The following is a 16,903-nucleotide window of genomic DNA, read 5'->3' as shown; positions in this document are numbered from 1 at the left end:
ATCCAGCGCTGGCGGCCTGTTTTGCTTAAAAACCGGCTTCACTCGCCTTACAAGCGCGCCGCCAGCCGCGCCGCCTGGTCGATGGCGCGCTTGGCATCCAGCTCGCCCGCCTCCAGCGCGCCGCCGATGCGGTGCGGCTTGCGGCCCGTGGCCTCCAGCGCCTGCGCCAGGCTGAAAAGGGGCACCTGTCCCGCGCACAGCACCACGGTGTCGCAAGGGATCCAGGTCGGGTCCTCGCGCTTGTCGCCGTAGGACACCAGCAGCCCCTCGTCGGCGATGCGCTCGTAGTTCACGCCGCTCACCATCTGCACTTCTTTCATCTTGAGCGTGGTGCGGTGGATCCAGCCCGTGGTCTTGCCCAGGCCCGCGCCCAGCTTGCCCTTCTTGCGCTGCAGCAGCGTCACCTGCCGCGCGGGGGGCGTGGCGCGCGGGCCCGAGGGGGCCAGGCCACCGCGCGCCTCGGCGGGGTCGGTGATGCCCCACTCGGCCTTCCAGGCCGGCAGGTCGAGCGTGGTGGAAGGGTGCTCGCCATGCGTGAGGTACTCGGCCACGTCAAAGCCGATGCCCCCCGCGCCGATGATGGCCACGCGCTCGCCCACCGGCTTGCCGTGGCGCAGCACGTCGATGTAGCTGAGCACCTTGGCGTGGTCCTGGCCAGGGATCTGCGGGTCGCGCGGCAGCACGCCCGTGGCGATCACCACCTCGTCGAAGCCCGCCAGGTCGCAGGCCTGCACCACGCGGTTCAGGTGCAGCTGCACGCCCGTGTCCTCCACCCGCGTGGCCAGGTAGCGCAGCATCTCGTGGAACTCCTCCTTGCCCGGCACCACCTTGGCCATGTTGAGCTGGCCGCCGATGGCGGGCGCCGCGTCGAACAGGTGCACCTCGTGCCCCCGTTCGGCCGCCACCGTGGCCGCCGTCAGGCCGGCGGGCCCGGCGCCCACCACGGCGATGCGCTTGCGTGCGGACGGTGTGGCGATGGGCCGGTAGACCAGTTCCGTCTCGTGGCAGGCGCGCGGGTTCACCAGGCAGCTGCTGGTCTTGTTCTGGAACACATGGTCCAGGCAGGCCTGGTTGCAGGCGATGCAGGTGTTGATGCGGTCGGCCCGGCCCTCTGCCGCCTTCTTCACGAAGGCGGCGTCGGCCAGCAGCGGACGCGCCATCGACACCATGTCGGCGCAGCCATCGGCCAGCACCTGCTCGGCCACCTCGGGCGTGTTGATGCGGTTGGAGGTGACCAGCGGCGTGGCAATGCCTGCCGCCGCGAACTCGGCCTTCATCTTCTGCGTGACCCAGGCGAACGCCGCGCGCGGCACGCTGGTGGCAATCGTGGGCACGCGCGCTTCGTGCCAGCCGATGCCGGTATTGACGATGTTCGCGCCACCGGTGGCCACGGCCTTGCCCAAGGTGACGATCTCGTCCCAGGCGCTGCCGCCGGGCACCAGGTCGATCATCGACAGGCGGTAGATGATGATGAAGTCCGGCCCCACGGCCTCGCGCATGCGGGCCAGGATCTCCACCGGCAGGCGCATGCGGTGGCTGTAGTCGCCGCCCCAGGCGTCGCTGCGCAGGTTGGTGGTTTGCGAGAGGAACTGGTTGATGAAGTAGCCCTCCGAGCCCATCACCTCCACGCCGTCGTAGCCTGCCTCGCGCGCCTTCACGGCACAGTTGACGAACGCGCGGATCTGACGCTCCACCCCGCGCGCCGACAGCGCGAACGGCGTGAACGGCGAGATGGGCGACTGCAGGCGCGAGGGTGCCACGGCCAGCGGGTGGTAGGCATAGCGGCCGGTGTGCAGGATCTGCAGCGCGATCTTGCCGCCGGCGCCGTGCACCGCGTCGGTCACCACCCGGTGGCGCCGGGCGGCACCCGAGGTCGCCAGCGTGCCCGCGAAGGGCTTGGCCCAGCCCGCGATGTTGGGAGCAAAGCCGCCCGTCACGATCAGTCCCACATCCCCCTCGGCCCGCTCGCGGAAGTACGCCGCCATGCGCGTGAGGTCGCGCCCGTCCTCCAGGCCGGTGTGCATGGAGCCCATCAACACGCGGTTTTTGAGGGTGGTGAAACCCAGGTCAAGCGGCGCGAGCAAGTGCGGGTACAAGGCGGCACCGGGCATGGATGCAGCGGCTGCAGGGGCGGCAATGGGGGAAGGATGCATGGAAATCGTGGACTAGAAGTATTTTCTAGAACTTTATTCTAGAATCGCATTCCATGGCAAGCCGCAATTCCCCGCCCTCCACCTCATCCCCGGCCGAGGCCGCCACCGACCGCCGCCAGGACATCCTGAACGCCGCCCTCGCCTGCGCGGCCGAAGGCGGCGTGGATGCCGTCACCATCGACGGGGTGCGCGCCCGCTGCGGGGCCAGCGTGGGCAGCATCTATCACCACTTCGGCAACCGCGACGGCATCGTGGCGGCGCTGTTCTTCGACATCTTTCACGACCAGTCGCGCAGCGTGCAGGCGCAGCTGGATGCCGCCCAGGGCGTCGAGGCGGGCGTGTCGGCCCTGGTCACGGGCTATCTGGACTGGGTGGTGGCACAACCCGAGCGGGCACGTTTCCTGTTCCAGGCGCGCGGCGCCGTGGCCGCAGGCCCGCGCACCGCCGACCTGGCCGAGGCGGCGCGGGGCCGCAACCAGGCGCTGGTGGCCTGGTTCGAGCCGCACCGCCAATCGGGCGCGCTGCGCGACCTGCCTTGCGAACTGATGCCGTCGCTGGTCATGGGCCCGGTGCAAAGCTATTGCAGGGCGTGGCTGTCGGGCAACGCTGCCCAGGGCGGCCTGCCCTCGCCCACCACGTACCGCGCGGAGTTGGCGGATGCGGCCTGGCGGTCCGTGAAAGCCTAGATCGCTAGATCAATAATGCGGCGGCAGCTCGTCGCGCAGGTTGCGCGGGCCGTTCGAGCCGCTCTCGGGCGCCTGCTGGCGCAGCTGGATGACCTCGTGCGTCAACCGGTCGATCAGTTGCTGCTGCTGGTAGATGGTCATGTTCAGCTGGTCCAGCAGGTCTTCGGTGAAGCTGGCCTTGATCTCCAGGCTTTCCAGGCGCTGGAGAATCTGGGCGAGATCGTTGGCGTCCGACATCGACGCTTCAGAGGGCCTGGCCGAGGCGCGCCACGCCTTCGCGGATCTTCTCCACGTCGGCCGTCGCGAACGACAGGCGCAGCGTGGCGTGGTCGGGGTTGGCGCAGAAGAAGGGCGTGCCGGGCACGAAGGCCACACCCTTTTCGATGGCGCGCTTTGCCAGCACGTTACCGTCGGCCACCTTGCCACCCGCGCCCGTGAGGCGCGCCCACACGAACAGGCCGCCCTGGGGCTGCACGAACTCGATGGCGCCGCCCAGCTCCTTGCGCAGCGCATCGCCCATGGCCTGGGCGCGTTCGGCATACACCTTGCGCACGTTCGCCAGCGTGCCGGGCATGCGGCCGGCCTTGAGGTACTGGGCGGCCGTGGCCTGGGCGAAGGTACTGGTGTGGGCGTCGCTGAACTGCTTGCACATGGTGGCTTTGGCCAGCAGCTCGGCCGGGGCGATCATCCAGCCCACGCGCAGGCCGGGTGACAGCACCTTGCTCAAGCTGCCGCAGTGCACCAGCAGCTCGCGGCTGCCGGGCACGCTGGCCGACAGGTTGAGCAGGCTGGGGGGCGGTGCGTCGCCGAAGTACAGGTCGCCGTAGGGGTCGTCCTCGACGATCAGGGTGCTGTGCTTCACGGCCATCTCCAGCACGGCCTTGCGGCGCTCCAGACTCAGCATGGCGCCGCTGGGGTTGCCGAAGGTGGGGATGAGGTAGACGAATTTGGGCTTGTGTTCGGCGATGAGCTTTTCCAGCTCGTCGGTCTTCACGCCGTTGCCGTCGATGGGCGCGCTGATGAGTTCGGCGCCGTACAGGCGAAAGCACTGGATGGTGGCCAGGAAGGTCGGGCCTTCCACGATGACCTTGTCGCCGGGACTGATGAGGGTCTTGCCCAGCAGGTCCAGCGCCTGCTGGCTGCCGGTGGTGACGATGAGGTTGTCGGCCGCCACGTCCTGGGCGCCCTTGCTGGCCATGAAGGCGGCCAGTTGCTCGCGCAGGGGGTTGTAGCCTTCGGTCGCGCCGTACTGCAGCGCGGCGCCGGGTTCTTCGGCCAGGGCGGCGTTGCTGGCAGCGCGGATGCCTTCCACGTCGAACATCGCGCTGTCGGGGAAGCCACCCGCGAAGCTGATGATGCCGGGCTTGCCCAGCAGCTTGAAAAGCTCACGGATGGCGGAGGTTTCTACATTGTTCAGGCGGTCGGCGAATTGCATGGCGTGGACAAAAATGGGTGGCAGAGGATTCCCGCATTGTCGCCAATTGCCGAGCAGGTTTCCTGCGGCTTAGACTGCAAGGCACAAAAGCGCCCTCCCTACCGCAACCCCATCCAGGACCACCCATGCCCCTCGACATCCGCCAGTTGCCCCCGATGCGCCTTGCCTACATGCGCCAGACCGGCCCCTACGGCCCGTCGCTCACGCAGCTGTGGGACCGCTTTGGCCAATGGTGCGCGGCCCATGGCCTCGCCGAGCCGCGCCCCAGGTACTACGGCATCAGCCTGGACAACCCCGCCTGCACACCGCCCGCGCAATGCCGCTACGACGCTTGCGTCCAGGTGGGCGTCGGGTTGCGCACGGGCACCGAGGCGCTGGTACAGGACTTTCCGGGCGGCGACTACGCCTGTTTGCAGTTCGTCGGCACCGGGCCCGAGATCGGCGCGGCCTGGGCGGGAATGATGGCCCCGGGGCAGATCCCCGCAGGCTGGGAAGTGGCCGCGCGGCCCGCCGTCGAGGTCTATGACGAGCACTTCGCCGTCAACCCCGCCACGGGCGCGTTTCCGTGCTGGCTGTGCCTGGCGGTGCAGCGCACGGCCTGAGCCAGCCCCTGCACCAGCCGATCAATCGACGCGAATGTCCGCCCGCGCCGCCACGGCGCGCATCAGCGGCAGTTCACGCTCGATGCGGGCGCGCAGCGCGTCGCCGTTGCCCCAGGCCGGGGTCATGCCGATGTCCACCAGCTTCTTCTTGAACTCGGCGGAGGCCATGGTGTCGGCCAGGGCCTTCTCCAGCTTTTTCTGCACCGGTGCGGGCAGGCCGGCGGGCGCGACGAACGCGAACCACGACCCCATGTCGAAGCCCGGGTAGCCGCTCTCGGCCACCGTGGGCACGTTGGGCAGCAGCGGCAGGCGCTGCGGGCTCAGCACGGCGATGGGCTTGATCTTGCCGGCCTTGATGAGCGGGGTGGAGGCCACCACCGTGTCCACCGCCAGCTGCACCTGCCCGCCCATCAGCGCCGTGAGGTTGGGCGAGCTGCCGTTGAAGGGCACGTGCATCATCGGAAAGCCCGCGGTGGCCTTGAGCATCTCGGCGCCGAAATGCACCGAAGAGCCCGTTCCGTAGGAGCCGTACGAGAACTTGTCCGGCGCGGCCTTGGCCTGGGCCACGATGTCCTTGAGCGTGCTGCCCTGCACATCGTTGTGGGCCACCAGCAGCAGCCCCATGTCCGCCACCATGCCGATGGGCGTGAAGCTGCGCACAGGGTCGTACGGCAGGTTGGTGCGGATGGCGGGGTTCATGGTGAGCGTGGTGTTGGCGCCCAGCAGCAGGGTGTAGCCATCGGCCGGGGCCTTGGCCACCAGCGAGGCCGCGACCACCGTGCCCGCCCCGGGACGGTTCTCCACCACCACCGGCTGGCCCAGCCGCTCGCCCATCGCCGTGGCCAGCAGGCGCCCCAGGATGTCCGTGGCGCCGCCGGGTGCGAATGGAACGACCAGCTTCACAGGGCGGTCGGGATAGGTCTGCGCCAACGCCACGGCGGGCGCGGCCAGCGCGAACGCGCTGGCCAGAAGGCACGAGATGAAGCGGGAGCGCGGCAAGGGCATGGGGAAGTTCTCCGGTCAAGAAAATGCGGGAAAGGCGGCAGGGGAAGGCATATAAAACGTGGAACGGAACGGGGCCCATCAACCCAGCAAGGGGCTCGCCACACGGGCGTAGCCACTGGCCCGGTCGTATGCGTGCCCTATCTGCAGCACGGCGGCATCGGCCTGCGCCGGGCCGATGATCTGCAGCCCGGCAGGCAGTCCACCAGGCCCGAAGCCGGCGGGTGCTGCCAGTGCAGGCAGGCCGGCCATGGTGGCGGGCACCACGGTTTCCATCCAGCGGTGGTAGGTGTCCATGGTGCGGCCGCCGACCTCGTGCGGCCAGTCCAGGTCGGCATTGAACGGAAAGACCTGCGCGGCCGGCAGCACCAGAAAGTCGAACTGCTCGAACAATCCGCGCAGCACCTGGTACCAGGCACTGCGCACGCGGGCCGCGTCGTACACCTGCAGGGCCGACAGGCGCATGCCGCGCTCGATCTCCCACACCGCCTCAGGCTTGAGCAGCGAGTGCGTGGCGGGGTTGCGGTACAGGCCTGCGTTGGCACCCGCCACGCTGAAGCTGCGCAGGTCGATCCAGGCGTTCCACAGCTGGGCCATGTCGAACGCGGGCACCACGGATTCCACCGTGCAGCCCACCGTGCGGAAGTGCGCAAGCGCCTGCTCGCAGGTGGCCTGCACGCCGGGCTCGGTGGGCAGGTGCCCGCCCAGGTCGCCCAGCCAGCCGATGCGCGCGCCGTGGAAGTCACGCTCCAGCGGCTGGCCCAGCAAGGCCACGTCCTCGTGCCGGCGGGTGAGCGGCAGCCGCGCATCGAAGCCCGCCTGCACCGACAGCAGCAGCGCCAGGTCCGGGATGTTGCGCGCCATGGGGCCGGCCACGCTGAACTGCTGGAAGAACACCTCCTCCGTCGGCCCGTGCGGCACCAGGCCGAACGAGGTGCGCAGCCCGTACACGTTGTTGAACGCCGCCGGCGTGCGCAGCGATCCCATCATGTCCGAGCCATCGGCTACCGGCAGCATGTGCAGCGCCACGGCCACCGCCGCCCCGCCGCTGCTGCCGCCCGCCGACACGGCCGGGTCGAAGGCATTGCGCGTGGTGCCATACACCGGGTTGTAGGTGTGCCCGCCCAGGCCGAACTCGGGCGAGTTGGTTCGGCCCACGAAGAGCGCGCCGCTGGCACGCATGCGCTCGAACACCACGGCGTCGGTGGCAGAGACCTGGCCCGCGAAGATGGGCGAGCCGCGTGTGGTGACCATGCCGGCGGCGGGCATGATGTCCTTGGGCGCCTGCGGAAAGCCGTGCAGCGGCCCCAGGCTCTCGCCGCGCGCCAGCTGCGCATCGCGTTCAGCAGCCAGGGTGTGCAGCGCATCGCGGTCGGCCAGGGCCACCACGGCATTGACCACCGGGTTCAGCCGGTCGATCTGGGCCAGGTAGGCATCGAGCACCTCGACGCACGACACCTCGCGGGCATGGATGGCGTGTGACAGGCCCACGGCCGTGCGGGCCACGATGCCGCCGGGCGGGGTGCTGGTCTGGGGGTGCAAGGGGGTTGCGGGCGAATGTGTCATTGGGAAGTCAGCATAAGCAGCCGCTTGCGTTTCGACAATCGACGATTTCTGAGGTTATCGTTGCGCTTTACGCAAACCACACACCCAGGCCTCCCATGCTCTCAAGCCGCCTGCAGGACACGGCCCTGCGCTACTTTCTGGAGGTGGTGCGCAGCGGCTCGGTGAGCGAAGCCGCCACGCGCCTGCATGTGTCGCCCTCGGCCGTGAGCCGGCAGGTGGCGGCGCTCGAAGACCTGCTGGGCGTGCCGCTGTTCGACCGCCGTCCGCGTGGCATGGCGCCCAGCGCGGCGGGCGAGCTGCTGGCCGCGCACGCGCGGCGCGGCGCGCTGGAGGCCGACCGCGTGGTCTCGGACATCCAGGCGCTGCAGGGGCTGCACACGGGGCGGGTGCGGCTGTGCAGTTCAGCCGGTTTTGCCATCGAATTTTTGCCACGCGTGATGGCGCAGTTCCGCACGCAGTACCCGGGTATCCAGTTCCACCTGCGCGTGGTCAGCCCGGCGGCGGTGACCACGGCCGTGCTCAACGGCGACGCGGACATCGGCCTCACCTACAGCCGCTCGGCCGAGCGGGACATCACCGTGCAGCACCGCGAGGCCTCGCCGGTCATCGCGATCATGCGGCCCGACCACACGCTGGCGCGCTTCCCCAGCGTGACGCTGGCGCAGATGCACCCCTGCCCCATCGCCCTGCCCGAACGCGACAACACCGTGCGCCAGCTGTTCGACATCGGCTGCAGCCAGCGCGGCCTGGTGTTCGAGCCCGTGTTGGTGTGCAACCACTTCGAGACGCTGACCCACTTCGTGCTGCACGGCGGCGGGCTGTCGATATCGGGCGAAGTGACGGTGCGCGACCGCGTGCGGCGCGGCGAGCTGCATGCGGCACAGATCCGCGAGCCCGGCATGAACGCACGCGCCGCCGAACTGCAGACGCTGAGCGGCCGCACCCTGCCGGCGGCCGTGCGCATGTTCCTGGAGTTCTTGCGCACACAGCTACGGGACAATGCAGAACCCACGCATTCCTCCAGAACAAACTCTCCCCCATGAAAACCGCGCAGATCGAACCCTTCTTCGCCACCCTGAAGGCGGCCAACCCCATGCCCAACACGGAGCTGGAATACACCACCCCGTTCGAGCTGCTGGCCGCCGTGCTGCTGTCGGCCCAGGCCACCGATGTGGGCGTGAACAAGGCCACGCGCAAGCTGTTCCTGGTGGCGGGCACACCCCAGGCCATCCTGGACCTGGGGCTGGAAGGGCTGGAGGGCTACATCAAGACCATCGGCCTGTACCGCACCAAGGCCAAAAACCTGCTGGAAACCTGCCGCATCCTGGTGGAGCAGCACGGCAGCGTGGTGCCCCGCACGCGCGAAGCCCTGGAAGCCCTGCCTGGCGTGGGCCGCAAGACGGCCAATGTGGTGCTGAACGTGGCTTTCGGCGAGCCCACCATGGCGGTCGACACGCACATCTTTCGCGTGAGCAACCGCACGGGCCTGGCGCCCGGCAGGAACCCGCTGGCGGTGGAATTGCAGCTGATGAAGCGCGTGCCCGCCGCCTACGCGGTGGACTCGCACCACTGGCTCATCCTGCTGGGCCGCTATGTGTGCCAGGCGCGCAAGCCGCGCTGCTGGGAATGTGTGGTGAGCGAGTATTGCGACTACCAGCCGAAGACACTGGCGCCCTGAGCTCGGACTGCTTCTGTTTTCATAGCTACGCGCGCTTTCTTGACAAGCGCTGGAGCCTGAAAATACTTCAAATTGACATCAACGAGCGGCGGCGTGGTCCCGCAGCCAGGCGGCGAAGGCCTCTTCGGTGATGTCGCCTGCGGCGACAGCGAGCATGGCGAGCACACACGATGCATCGTCGGCGGTGAGCGTCCATCCGTTCAGCCGCAGGAAAAGCTTGGCGGCCACGAAGCCCGTGCGCTTGTTACCGTCGACAAAAGGATGGTTGATCTCCAAGTAATTACAAACGTAATACCTGACTTTCCACCTACCTGCGTCAAACCATCCCCGCCACTCCCAAGGCCGCCATTTCCCCCGACACCCCCACCCACGCCACCTCAAACCCCGCCACTTTCCGCTCCGGCGGCACGGGGTGCGCACGCAGGGCCCAGGTCGCACCGGCCACCACGCTGTCGATCACCGGCACCGCCACCTGGGGTTGCACCGCAGCGGCCATGCCGGCAAGCCCTGCCCCGCCCAGGATGACAGCCTGCACCCCCATCTGCCGCACCACGTCGCGGCAGGCCTCCACCAGCAAAGCACGGGCGGCTTCGGGGTCTGCCGCCAGCTGGGCCCCCGTGGGCGCCACCGTGTGAATACCCGCGAGCCCGTGCGAATGCCCCAGCGCCTGCGCCAGGCGCTGCAGCATGGGGCCCCAGCGCTCGCCGCCGGTGACGATGGCATAGCGCCCATGGCGGGCGGCTTCGATGAAGGAGGCTTCGGCCAGGCCCGTCACAGGCACGGGGCAGCTTTCGCGCAGCGCCATCAGGCCCGGGTCGCCAAAGCAGCCGATCAGCACGGCATCGGGCCGGGGCCGGGGTTGCGCCAGCTCATGGGCCCAGGCGTCCAATGCGGCATGGGCTGCCACGGCATAGCTGGCCTCGCAGGCGATGTAGGGGGCGCCAAAACGTGCCGTGGCCGTGCGCACCGCCACATGCGAACCTGCGGCTGCCTGCACATGCCGCTGCAGCAAGGCGCTGACGCTGGCCGAGGTGTTGGGGTTGAGGACGAGCAGCTGGCGCATGGCAAGGTGTCGGGATTCAGGCGCCCAGCAATTGCGCCAGATCGGGCACATCGCTGGCCGGCGGGGTGAACTCCAGCTGCGTTTCGATGCGGGCCAGGTGCGTCAGCATGAGGCGCGCCGCCTCGCGCGCGTCGCGCAGGCGGATGGCATCGATCAACGCCCGGTGCTCGCGGCAGCCGCAGGCCGTGGCCTCCTCGCGTTCGCGGGCGTGGCTGGGGCTGTAGGTCATGAGGATCAGCGAGGTGCGCGAGACCAGCTCCCGCAGGATGCGCCCCAGCGTCTGGTGCCCGGCGGCCTGCGCGATGTGCAGATGAAAATCGCCCGACAGGCGAATGGCGCGGCGCATGTCGCCACTGGCGCGGGCTGCCTCTTCGTCGTCGATGCAGGCGCGCAGCGCGGCAATGTCGGCATCGGTCGCGTTGGCGATGAACAGCTCCACCAAGCGCGGCTCCAGCAGGCGGCGGGCCTCGAACACCTCCAGCGCCTCTTGCGGCGTGGGCTGGGCAATGGATGCGCCCCGGTTGGGCGTGAGCGTGACAACCTGTTCATTGGCCAGCCGCACCAGCACCGGCCGCACGCGCGTGCGCGACACGCCAAAGGCCGCCGCCAGCTTGTCCTCCACCAGCTTGGTGCCGGGGGGCAGCCGGTGGTCGAGGATGGCCGACACCATGCGGTCGTACATGTCGTTGTCGCTGAGCTGGCCGGTCGCGCCGGGCTGCACGGGCGGCTCGGTGACCGCAGCGCGTGTGCGCCGGGGCTTGGGGTTGATGGTCGTCATAAGGGTGCCGTTTTTAACCCGGACGGCCCTTGCGCCTGCGCCCCAAGGCCCATACCAACGCCAGCGTGATGCCCATGACGATGAACGACACCACGGTGGTCAGCGTGCCCAGCGCGTAGATGGACGGCGTGGTCACCGTGCTGGTCAGACCCTGCAGCTCCAGCGGCAGCGTGTTCACGTCGCCGATGGCCTGCGAGGTGCGGGCGATCTCATCCCAGCTCAGGGTGAAGCCGAACATGCCGATGCCCACGACCGAGGGCGCGATCAGCGGCAGCACGACATGGGCGAAGCCCTGCCAGGGCGTGGCGCCCAGGTCGCGCGCGGCTTCTTCGTAGGATGGGTTGAAGCGGTTGAACACCGCGAACATGATGAGCAGGCCGAACGGCAGCGTCCAGGTCAGGTGCGCGCCCAGGGCCGAGGTGAACAGGCCCAGCGAGGTGCCGTAGCCCTCCAGCGTGCTCTCCATGCCCAGCCATTCGAGGGCCGCCTTGAGGCCCGTGTCGACCAGACGGAACTCCAGGCCAATGCCCAGCGAGACGATGATGGACGGCATGATGAGGCTGGCCACGACGATGAAGAACAGCGTGTTGCCGCCCGCCAGCCGCTTGCGGAAGGCCAGGCCGGCCAGCACCGACAGCACCACCGTGCACAGCATCACCGCCAGGCCCAGGCCGAGCGAGCGCCACAGCGCCGCGCCGATGTCCACCACGCCCAGCCCTTCGGCCAGCTTATAGAACCAGTGCAGCGACACCCCCCGCATGGGGAAGGTCAGCCCGCCCTCGGGGCCCTGGAAGCTCAGGATGAAGATGACGAACATGGGCCCGTACATGAACAGCACGAACAGGCTGAACACGATGGCCAGCAGCCAGAAGCTGGCCGGGCGGGATTCGCGGATGCGGGCTTTCATGCGGGTGTCCTGTGCAGGTCGTCGGCAGCGTGGGGGGTCATCACAGCTCCTTGCGGATGTCGACGAGCCTGGTCAGGCCCCAGATGATCATCAGCACCACCGCGAGCAGGATCACGGCATTGGCCGCAGCCAGCGGGAACTGCAGGTAAGACGTCTGCACCTGGATGATCTTGCCGATGGAGGCGATCTGCTGCCCTCCCATCACGCCGATGGTCACGAAGTCGCCCATGACGATGGTGATCACGAAGATGGAGCCGATGATGATGCCGGTGCGCGACAGCGGGATGATCACGTTCCACAGCGTCTGCCAGCCGCTGGCGCCGCTGTCGCTGGCGGCCTCGATGAGGCTGCGGTCGATGCGCATCATGCTGTTGAAGATGGGCACGATCATGAACATGGTGTACAGGTGCACGAAGGCCAGCACCACCGAGAAGTCCGAGAACAGCAGCCATTCGATGGGCTGATCGACCAGCCCGGCCCCCACCAGGGTCTGGTTCACCAACCCGTTGCGCCCCAGCAGCGGCACCCACGAGATCATGCGGATCACGTTCGACGTCCAGAACGGAATGGTGCACAGCACGAACAACAGCGTCTGCATGCCCGAGGAGCGCACATGAAAGGCCAGGAAATAGGCCACGGTAAAGCCGATCACCAGCGTGATCAGCCACACGAGAAAGCTGAACTTGAGCGTGGAGTAATACGTCTTGAGCGTGACGCACAGGCCCTCCGACGCATCGCCACAGCCCGCAAAGATCGACACGTAGTTCTTGAACGTGAAGCCAGGCAGCAGCTCGTACTCGTTGAAGTCCCAGAAGCTGACCATCACGATCAGCGCCAGCGGAATAAGGAAGAACAGCGCGAACACCAGCGTGAACGGCGCGGCCTGCCACCAGGCGGCAATGCCGCGCCCGGGGGCGGCGCTGGCAGGCAGAGTCGGTGTGGTGGTGGTGCTCATGGTGTTTGCAAACAATTCAGGTATCCACTGCTCGGCGTTTCGTCTCAATCCTTGACACTGGCGCTGCCAAAGGCCAGTGCCCCCGTGCAAGGGCCGCCCCGCCGCACCGGGGGCGTCCCCCTCCCGACCCGCACAGCGGGTCGAGAGAGGGGGAAGGCGCGCAGCGACTCAGGGGGTGCCTCTTATGCCGCAACGAACTCGTTCCATTTCTGGACCATGTAGTTGTTCTCGTCCATCAGTGCGTTCCAGCAGGCGATGCCGCCCATGCGCGACTCGTAGCTGCCGCCGTCGCGCACCGCGCCGGACTTGGCCAGCACGTCGCCATTGGGGCTCTTGATGTCCTGCGTGGCGGGCTTGCCTTCCATCCAGTAGGCCCACTCGTAGGCTTCCATCTTGGACTTGGCGGTCTCCAGCACGGCGCTGTAGTAGCCCTGGCGGTTCAGGTAGGCACCCGCCCAGCCGTCGAGGAACCAATTGATGAACTCGTAGGCGCCGTCGAGCTTCCTGCCCGACAGCGTGGCCGGCAGGCCGAAGCCGGCGGCCCAGGCGCGGTAGCCTTCCTTGAGCGGCTGGAAGTTGCAGGCGATGCCCTTGGTGCGCACGGCGGTGACGGCCGGGCTCCACATCGACTGGATCACCACCTCGCCCGATGCCATCAGGTTGACCGACTCGTTGAAGTCCTTCCACAGCGCGCGGAACTGGCCCTGCTTCTTGGCCTCGATCAGGGTCTTGATCGTGAGATCAATCTCCTTCTTGGTCATGTTGCCCTTGTCGGGGTACTTGTAGATGCCCATGGCCTCGACCACCATGGCGGCGTCCATGATGCCGATGGAGGGGATGTTCAGGATCGCGGTCTTGCCCTTGAACTCGGGGTTGAGCAGCTCGGCCCAGGAGTTGATGGGGCGCTTGATCAGGTCGGGGCGGATGCCCAGCGTGTCAGCGTTGTAGACGGTGGGGATCAGGCTCATGAACTGCGTGGGCGCGGTCGCGAACTTCTTGGACTTTTCACCTTCCAGGTAGATCACCTTCTTGGGCGCGGTGCCCTGGTCACCCACGGCCTTGCCAGCCACCTGGCCGGTCGTGAACAGCGTGGTGATCTTGTCGGCATTCTTGATGCGCTTGGTGTCGAGGCCCTTCAGGTTGCCCGTAGGCACGATCTTCTTGAGCGAGAAGTACTCGGTGTCGATCAGATCGAAGCTGTTGGGCGCGGTCACGGCGCGCTTGGTCACGTCGTCGGTGGTCACGGCCACGTACTGGATCTCGATGCCGGTGTCGGCCTTGAACTTCTCGGCAATGGCCTTGTCCTGGTTCACCGCCGTGCCCAGGTAGCGCAGCACGATCTTTTCCTGCGAATGGACGGCCGGGAACACCCCGGCGGCCAGGATGCCCGCCGTGCCCTTGAGCAGCGAGCGGCGCTGCACGCCTGCAGCCTCGGTAACGACAACAGCGGGGGAATCGGCACGGGAATCATCGGACATGGGAAAACTCCTTGGGTTGCGGAAGGGGACGGGTGGAAAAAGGGAAGTTGCGTGGCAGCGCCGTCAGGCGGCAACGGCCACGGCTGGAGATGGCACCGCCGGTGATGCGGCAGCAGGCTTGGACAGCGGGTGCGCCTGCTCCGGCGTCCAGTGCAATTGCACCGCCTGCCCCACCTGGTAGGGCTGCGCGGCAAAGGCGGCCTCGGACACCATCACCGAGTACGCCGCCGTGGCGTTGGCCGACAGCGCCACGCCCTGCTTTTGCAGGCCCAGCAGCACATAGGTGCCCTGGTATTCCACGTCGGTCACCACGGCCTGCATGCGCTGGGCACCCCAGGGCAGCTCGGCGATGGCGGGGGTTATCTGCAGGTGGTCGGTGCGCACGCCGACCTTGCCCTCGGGCGTGTCGATCACGTTGTGGCCGCCCATGAAGCGCGCCACGAACTCACTGGCCGGGCGGTTGTAGACCTCGTGCGGCGAACCCACCTGCTCGATCACGCCGTGGTTCATCACCACCATGGTGTCGGCCAGGGCCATGGCCTCTTCCTGCGAGTGGGTCACGTGGATGAAGGTCAGGCCCAGCTCCTTCTGCCAGCGGCGCAGCTCGGCGCGCATCTGGATGCGCAGGAAGGGGTCGAGTGCCGAAAGGGGTTCGTCCAGCAGCAAGACACGCGGCTGGGTGATGAGGGCCCGCGCCAGCGCCACGCGCTGCTGCTGCCCGCCCGAGAGCTCGGCCGGCTTGCGCTCGGCCAGGTGGCCCATGGCCACGCGCTCCAGCAGATCGCGCGCCTTGGCTCGCCGCTCGGCCTTGGCGACGCCCTTCATCTTGAGGCTGAAGGCCACGTTGTCCAGCGCCGAGAGGTGCGGGAACAGCGCGAAGCTCTGGAACATCATGGCCGTGCCGCGCGCGGCGGCGGGCAGGTCGGTGATGTTGCGGTTCTCCAGCAGGATGTCGCCGCTGGTCACCGACTCGTGCCCGGCGATCATGCGCAAGGTGGTGCTCTTGCCACATCCCGAGGGGCCCAGCAGGCAGCAGTAGCTGCCGCTGGCGATGCGCAGGTTGATGGCGTCCACGGCGGGCTTGCCGCTGGCGTAGCGCTTGGTGAGCGCGACGATTTCAATGGCAACCGGGGGCTGGGCAGGGATGGGAGCTTGCATGGCACCCATGAACGCAAGGCCCATGCCAACTTTGTACACAATTTTTCATTGAGTTTGCGTACAAATTGCACCATCCTTGTGCCCGGCCTGTGCCGGCCCCCGCGCTGCGCGCACCATCCTTGCCGCTTCGGCTCCTTTTTCTGGTGCACGGAAACGTTTGCGGGGCCCATGGCACACGCCTGAAACATATTCGTATGGCTATACTGAAATCGCAGCAGAAACAATTTCTTACGTAGCGCGCCCTCTTCCCATTCACGCTGGATGACGAACCTCGACCCGCGCTCCATGATCGCCATGGCGGGCTTCATGTCCGCCGTCATGGCCATCGTCCTGCTTTTCATGAGGCGCTACTACCCGCCGTCGATCCAGGGGGTGGGCGCCTGGGCGCTGGCGCCGCTGCTGTGGCTGGCGTCCACGGTGCTTTTCAGCGCGCGCGGCTTCATCCCGGACTGGCTGAGCCTGGTGCTGGCCAACCAGCTGCTGGTGCTGGGCACCGTGACCTACTACATGGGCACGCGCAGCTTCATGGGCAGGCCCTCCACCTGGGGCACTTGGTCCTGGGTCATGGCGGGCACCACCCTCGTGTTCATCTGGCTGACCTACTGGATGCCGCACTACGGCCTGCGCGTCGGGTTCTTCACGGTGGCCATGGGCATCGTCTATGCCGCGCAATTGCGCTTCATGCTGCGGCACGGCGGGCGCAACTTCCCCGTGCGGCTGGTGGAGGTCGTCCTGGCGCTGCACATGGGCGTCCTTGCCGTGCGCCTGGGCTCCATCATGGCCGGGCGCGCCGGCGCGGACCTGATGGAACCTTCGCTGTTCCAGACCCTGTACATCGGCGCCTACGTGCTGACGGTGCTCATGCTGTCCATCGGCGCGGTGCTCATGGCCACCGACCGCCTGCGCACCGAGCTGGAACATCTGGCGACGCACGACTCGCTCACCCAGACACTGAACCGGCGCGCGCTGCTGCAGCGCTGCGAGGACGAGCTGGAGCGCGCACAGCGCTACGGCAACGGCCCCTCGATCATGATGCTGGACCTGGACAACTTCAAGTCCGTGAACGACACCCATGGACACCAGCACGGAGATGCCGTGCTCGTGCATTTCGCCGAACGGACGCGCCAGGTACTGCGCCGCGCGGACCGCCTGGGGCGGTATGGCGGAGAAGAATTCATGGTGCTGCTGCCAGGCACGCAGGGAGTGGCGGCCCGGAGCGTGGCGCAGCGCATCCACGCCGCGCTGGCGACGGGCCACCCGCTCGACTGCGAGGTCAGCATCGGGCTCACCAGCTGGGCAGGCCCCGGCGAGACGCTGGACGGCATGCTCTCGCGCGCCGATGCCGCGCTGTACCGCGCCAAGGAGCAGGGGCGCAACCAGACGGTCGAGGCCTGAGAGACAAATCGCACGCCGCCGGGCGCCAGGCGGTGGAAGGCTGCGCC

General features: G+C 67.9%; 17 protein-coding genes. 5 read left to right on the top strand and 12 right to left on the bottom strand.

The genetic code is table 11. The features are described from left to right. Nucleotides 1-47: 47 nt before the first annotated feature. Nucleotides 48-2,111, bottom strand: a complete 2,064-nt coding sequence (locus AC07OD_RS02055) for an oxidoreductase (protein ID WP_494595126.1) — start codon at nt 2,109-2,111, stop codon at nt 48-50. 95 nt (nt 2,112-2,206) lie between these two features. Here AC07OD_RS02055 and AC07OD_RS02050 point away from each other — a divergent pair, with 95 nt between their 5' ends. After that, nucleotides 2,207-2,839: a TetR/AcrR family transcriptional regulator gene (locus AC07OD_RS02050; protein WP_218294184.1), complete on the top strand. Its 633-nt coding sequence runs from the start codon at nt 2,207-2,209 to the stop codon at nt 2,837-2,839. A gap of 9 nt (nt 2,840-2,848) precedes the next feature. Here the strand turns inward: AC07OD_RS02050 and AC07OD_RS02045 are convergent, their stop codons facing one another. Both AC07OD_RS02045 and AC07OD_RS02040 read right to left on the bottom strand, forming a co-directional pair. Further along, nucleotides 2,849-3,076, bottom strand: coding sequence for a SlyX family protein (locus tag AC07OD_RS02045; protein WP_218294183.1), 228 nt, complete (start codon nt 3,074-3,076; stop codon nt 2,849-2,851). A 7-nt stretch (nt 3,077-3,083) separates the two neighbouring features. Beyond that, complete coding sequence (locus AC07OD_RS02040; protein WP_218340824.1) at nt 3,084-4,274, bottom strand: aminotransferase-like domain-containing protein; 1,191 nt, start codon at nt 4,272-4,274, stop codon at nt 3,084-3,086. Between the two features lie 125 nt (nt 4,275-4,399). Here AC07OD_RS02040 and AC07OD_RS02035 point away from each other — a divergent pair, with 125 nt between their 5' ends. Further along, nucleotides 4,400-4,876, top strand: a complete 477-nt coding sequence (locus AC07OD_RS02035; RefSeq protein ID WP_218340823.1) for an AraC family transcriptional regulator — start codon at nt 4,400-4,402, stop codon at nt 4,874-4,876. Between the two features lie 21 nt (nt 4,877-4,897). Here the strand turns inward: AC07OD_RS02035 and AC07OD_RS02030 are convergent, their stop codons facing one another. Next, nucleotides 4,898-5,881 carry a Bug family tripartite tricarboxylate transporter substrate binding protein gene (locus tag AC07OD_RS02030; protein ID WP_492255017.1) on the bottom strand — a complete coding sequence of 328 codons (984 nt, stop codon included), beginning with the start codon at nt 5,879-5,881 and terminating at the stop codon, nt 4,898-4,900. A 78-nt stretch (nt 5,882-5,959) separates the two neighbouring features. Continuing rightward, on the bottom strand, nt 5,960-7,444 hold the full coding sequence (locus tag AC07OD_RS02025; protein ID WP_494594848.1) for an amidase: 1,485 nt from the start codon (nt 7,442-7,444) through the stop codon (nt 5,960-5,962). Nucleotides 7,445-7,539: 95 nt separating this feature from the next. On the opposite strand from AC07OD_RS02025, the gene AC07OD_RS02020 reads away from it, so the two are divergent. Both AC07OD_RS02020 and nth read left to right on the top strand, forming a co-directional pair. After that, a complete protein-coding gene (locus tag AC07OD_RS02020) occupies nt 7,540-8,487 on the top strand; it encodes a LysR family transcriptional regulator (protein WP_494594846.1) in 948 nt (315 codons plus the stop codon). Next, entirely contained in the window at nt 8,484-9,122 is a 639-nt protein-coding gene (gene nth, locus AC07OD_RS02015; RefSeq protein ID WP_494594845.1) for an endonuclease III, read from the top strand. Before AC07OD_RS02020 ends, nth begins: the two co-directional genes overlap by 4 nt. A 78-nt stretch (nt 9,123-9,200) precedes the next feature. Here nth and AC07OD_RS02010 read toward each other — a convergent pair whose 3' ends face one another. From AC07OD_RS02010 to AC07OD_RS01980, 7 genes are all read right to left on the bottom strand, one after another. Beyond that, nucleotides 9,201-9,398: a type II toxin-antitoxin system death-on-curing family toxin gene (locus AC07OD_RS02010; protein ID WP_494594843.1), complete on the bottom strand. Its 198-nt coding sequence runs from the start codon at nt 9,396-9,398 to the stop codon at nt 9,201-9,203. A gap of 40 nt (nt 9,399-9,438) precedes the next feature. Next, entirely contained in the window at nt 9,439-10,185 is a 747-nt protein-coding gene (locus AC07OD_RS02005) for an aspartate/glutamate racemase family protein (RefSeq protein ID WP_492255013.1), read from the bottom strand. A 16-nt stretch (nt 10,186-10,201) separates the two neighbouring features. Beyond that, nucleotides 10,202-10,963, bottom strand: coding sequence for a GntR family transcriptional regulator (locus AC07OD_RS02000; RefSeq protein WP_494594841.1), 762 nt, complete (start codon nt 10,961-10,963; stop codon nt 10,202-10,204). Between the two features lie 13 nt (nt 10,964-10,976). Continuing rightward, nucleotides 10,977-11,870, bottom strand: coding sequence for an ABC transporter permease (locus AC07OD_RS01995; protein WP_494594839.1), 894 nt, complete (start codon nt 11,868-11,870; stop codon nt 10,977-10,979). Between the two features lie 40 nt (nt 11,871-11,910). Continuing rightward, nucleotides 11,911-12,825: an ABC transporter permease gene (locus tag AC07OD_RS01990; protein ID WP_494594837.1), complete on the bottom strand. Its 915-nt coding sequence runs from the start codon at nt 12,823-12,825 to the stop codon at nt 11,911-11,913. Between the two features lie 182 nt (nt 12,826-13,007). Further along, complete coding sequence (locus AC07OD_RS01985) at nt 13,008-14,303, bottom strand: ABC transporter substrate-binding protein (RefSeq protein ID WP_494594835.1); 1,296 nt, start codon at nt 14,301-14,303, stop codon at nt 13,008-13,010. Between the two features lie 63 nt (nt 14,304-14,366). Then, on the bottom strand, nt 14,367-15,461 hold the full coding sequence (locus AC07OD_RS01980) for an ABC transporter ATP-binding protein (RefSeq protein WP_494594833.1): 1,095 nt from the start codon (nt 15,459-15,461) through the stop codon (nt 14,367-14,369). Between the two features lie 261 nt (nt 15,462-15,722). Between AC07OD_RS01980 and AC07OD_RS01975 the strand changes: the two genes are divergently transcribed. Then, nucleotides 15,723-16,856, top strand: a complete 1,134-nt coding sequence (locus AC07OD_RS01975; RefSeq protein ID WP_494594831.1) for a GGDEF domain-containing protein — start codon at nt 15,723-15,725, stop codon at nt 16,854-16,856. Nucleotides 16,857-16,903: the final 47 nt, after the last annotated feature.

It is taken from the genome of Acidovorax sp. GW821-FHT10E03 (assembly GCF_059415205.1).
This window is presented reverse-complemented; position numbering and strand designations above follow the sequence as displayed.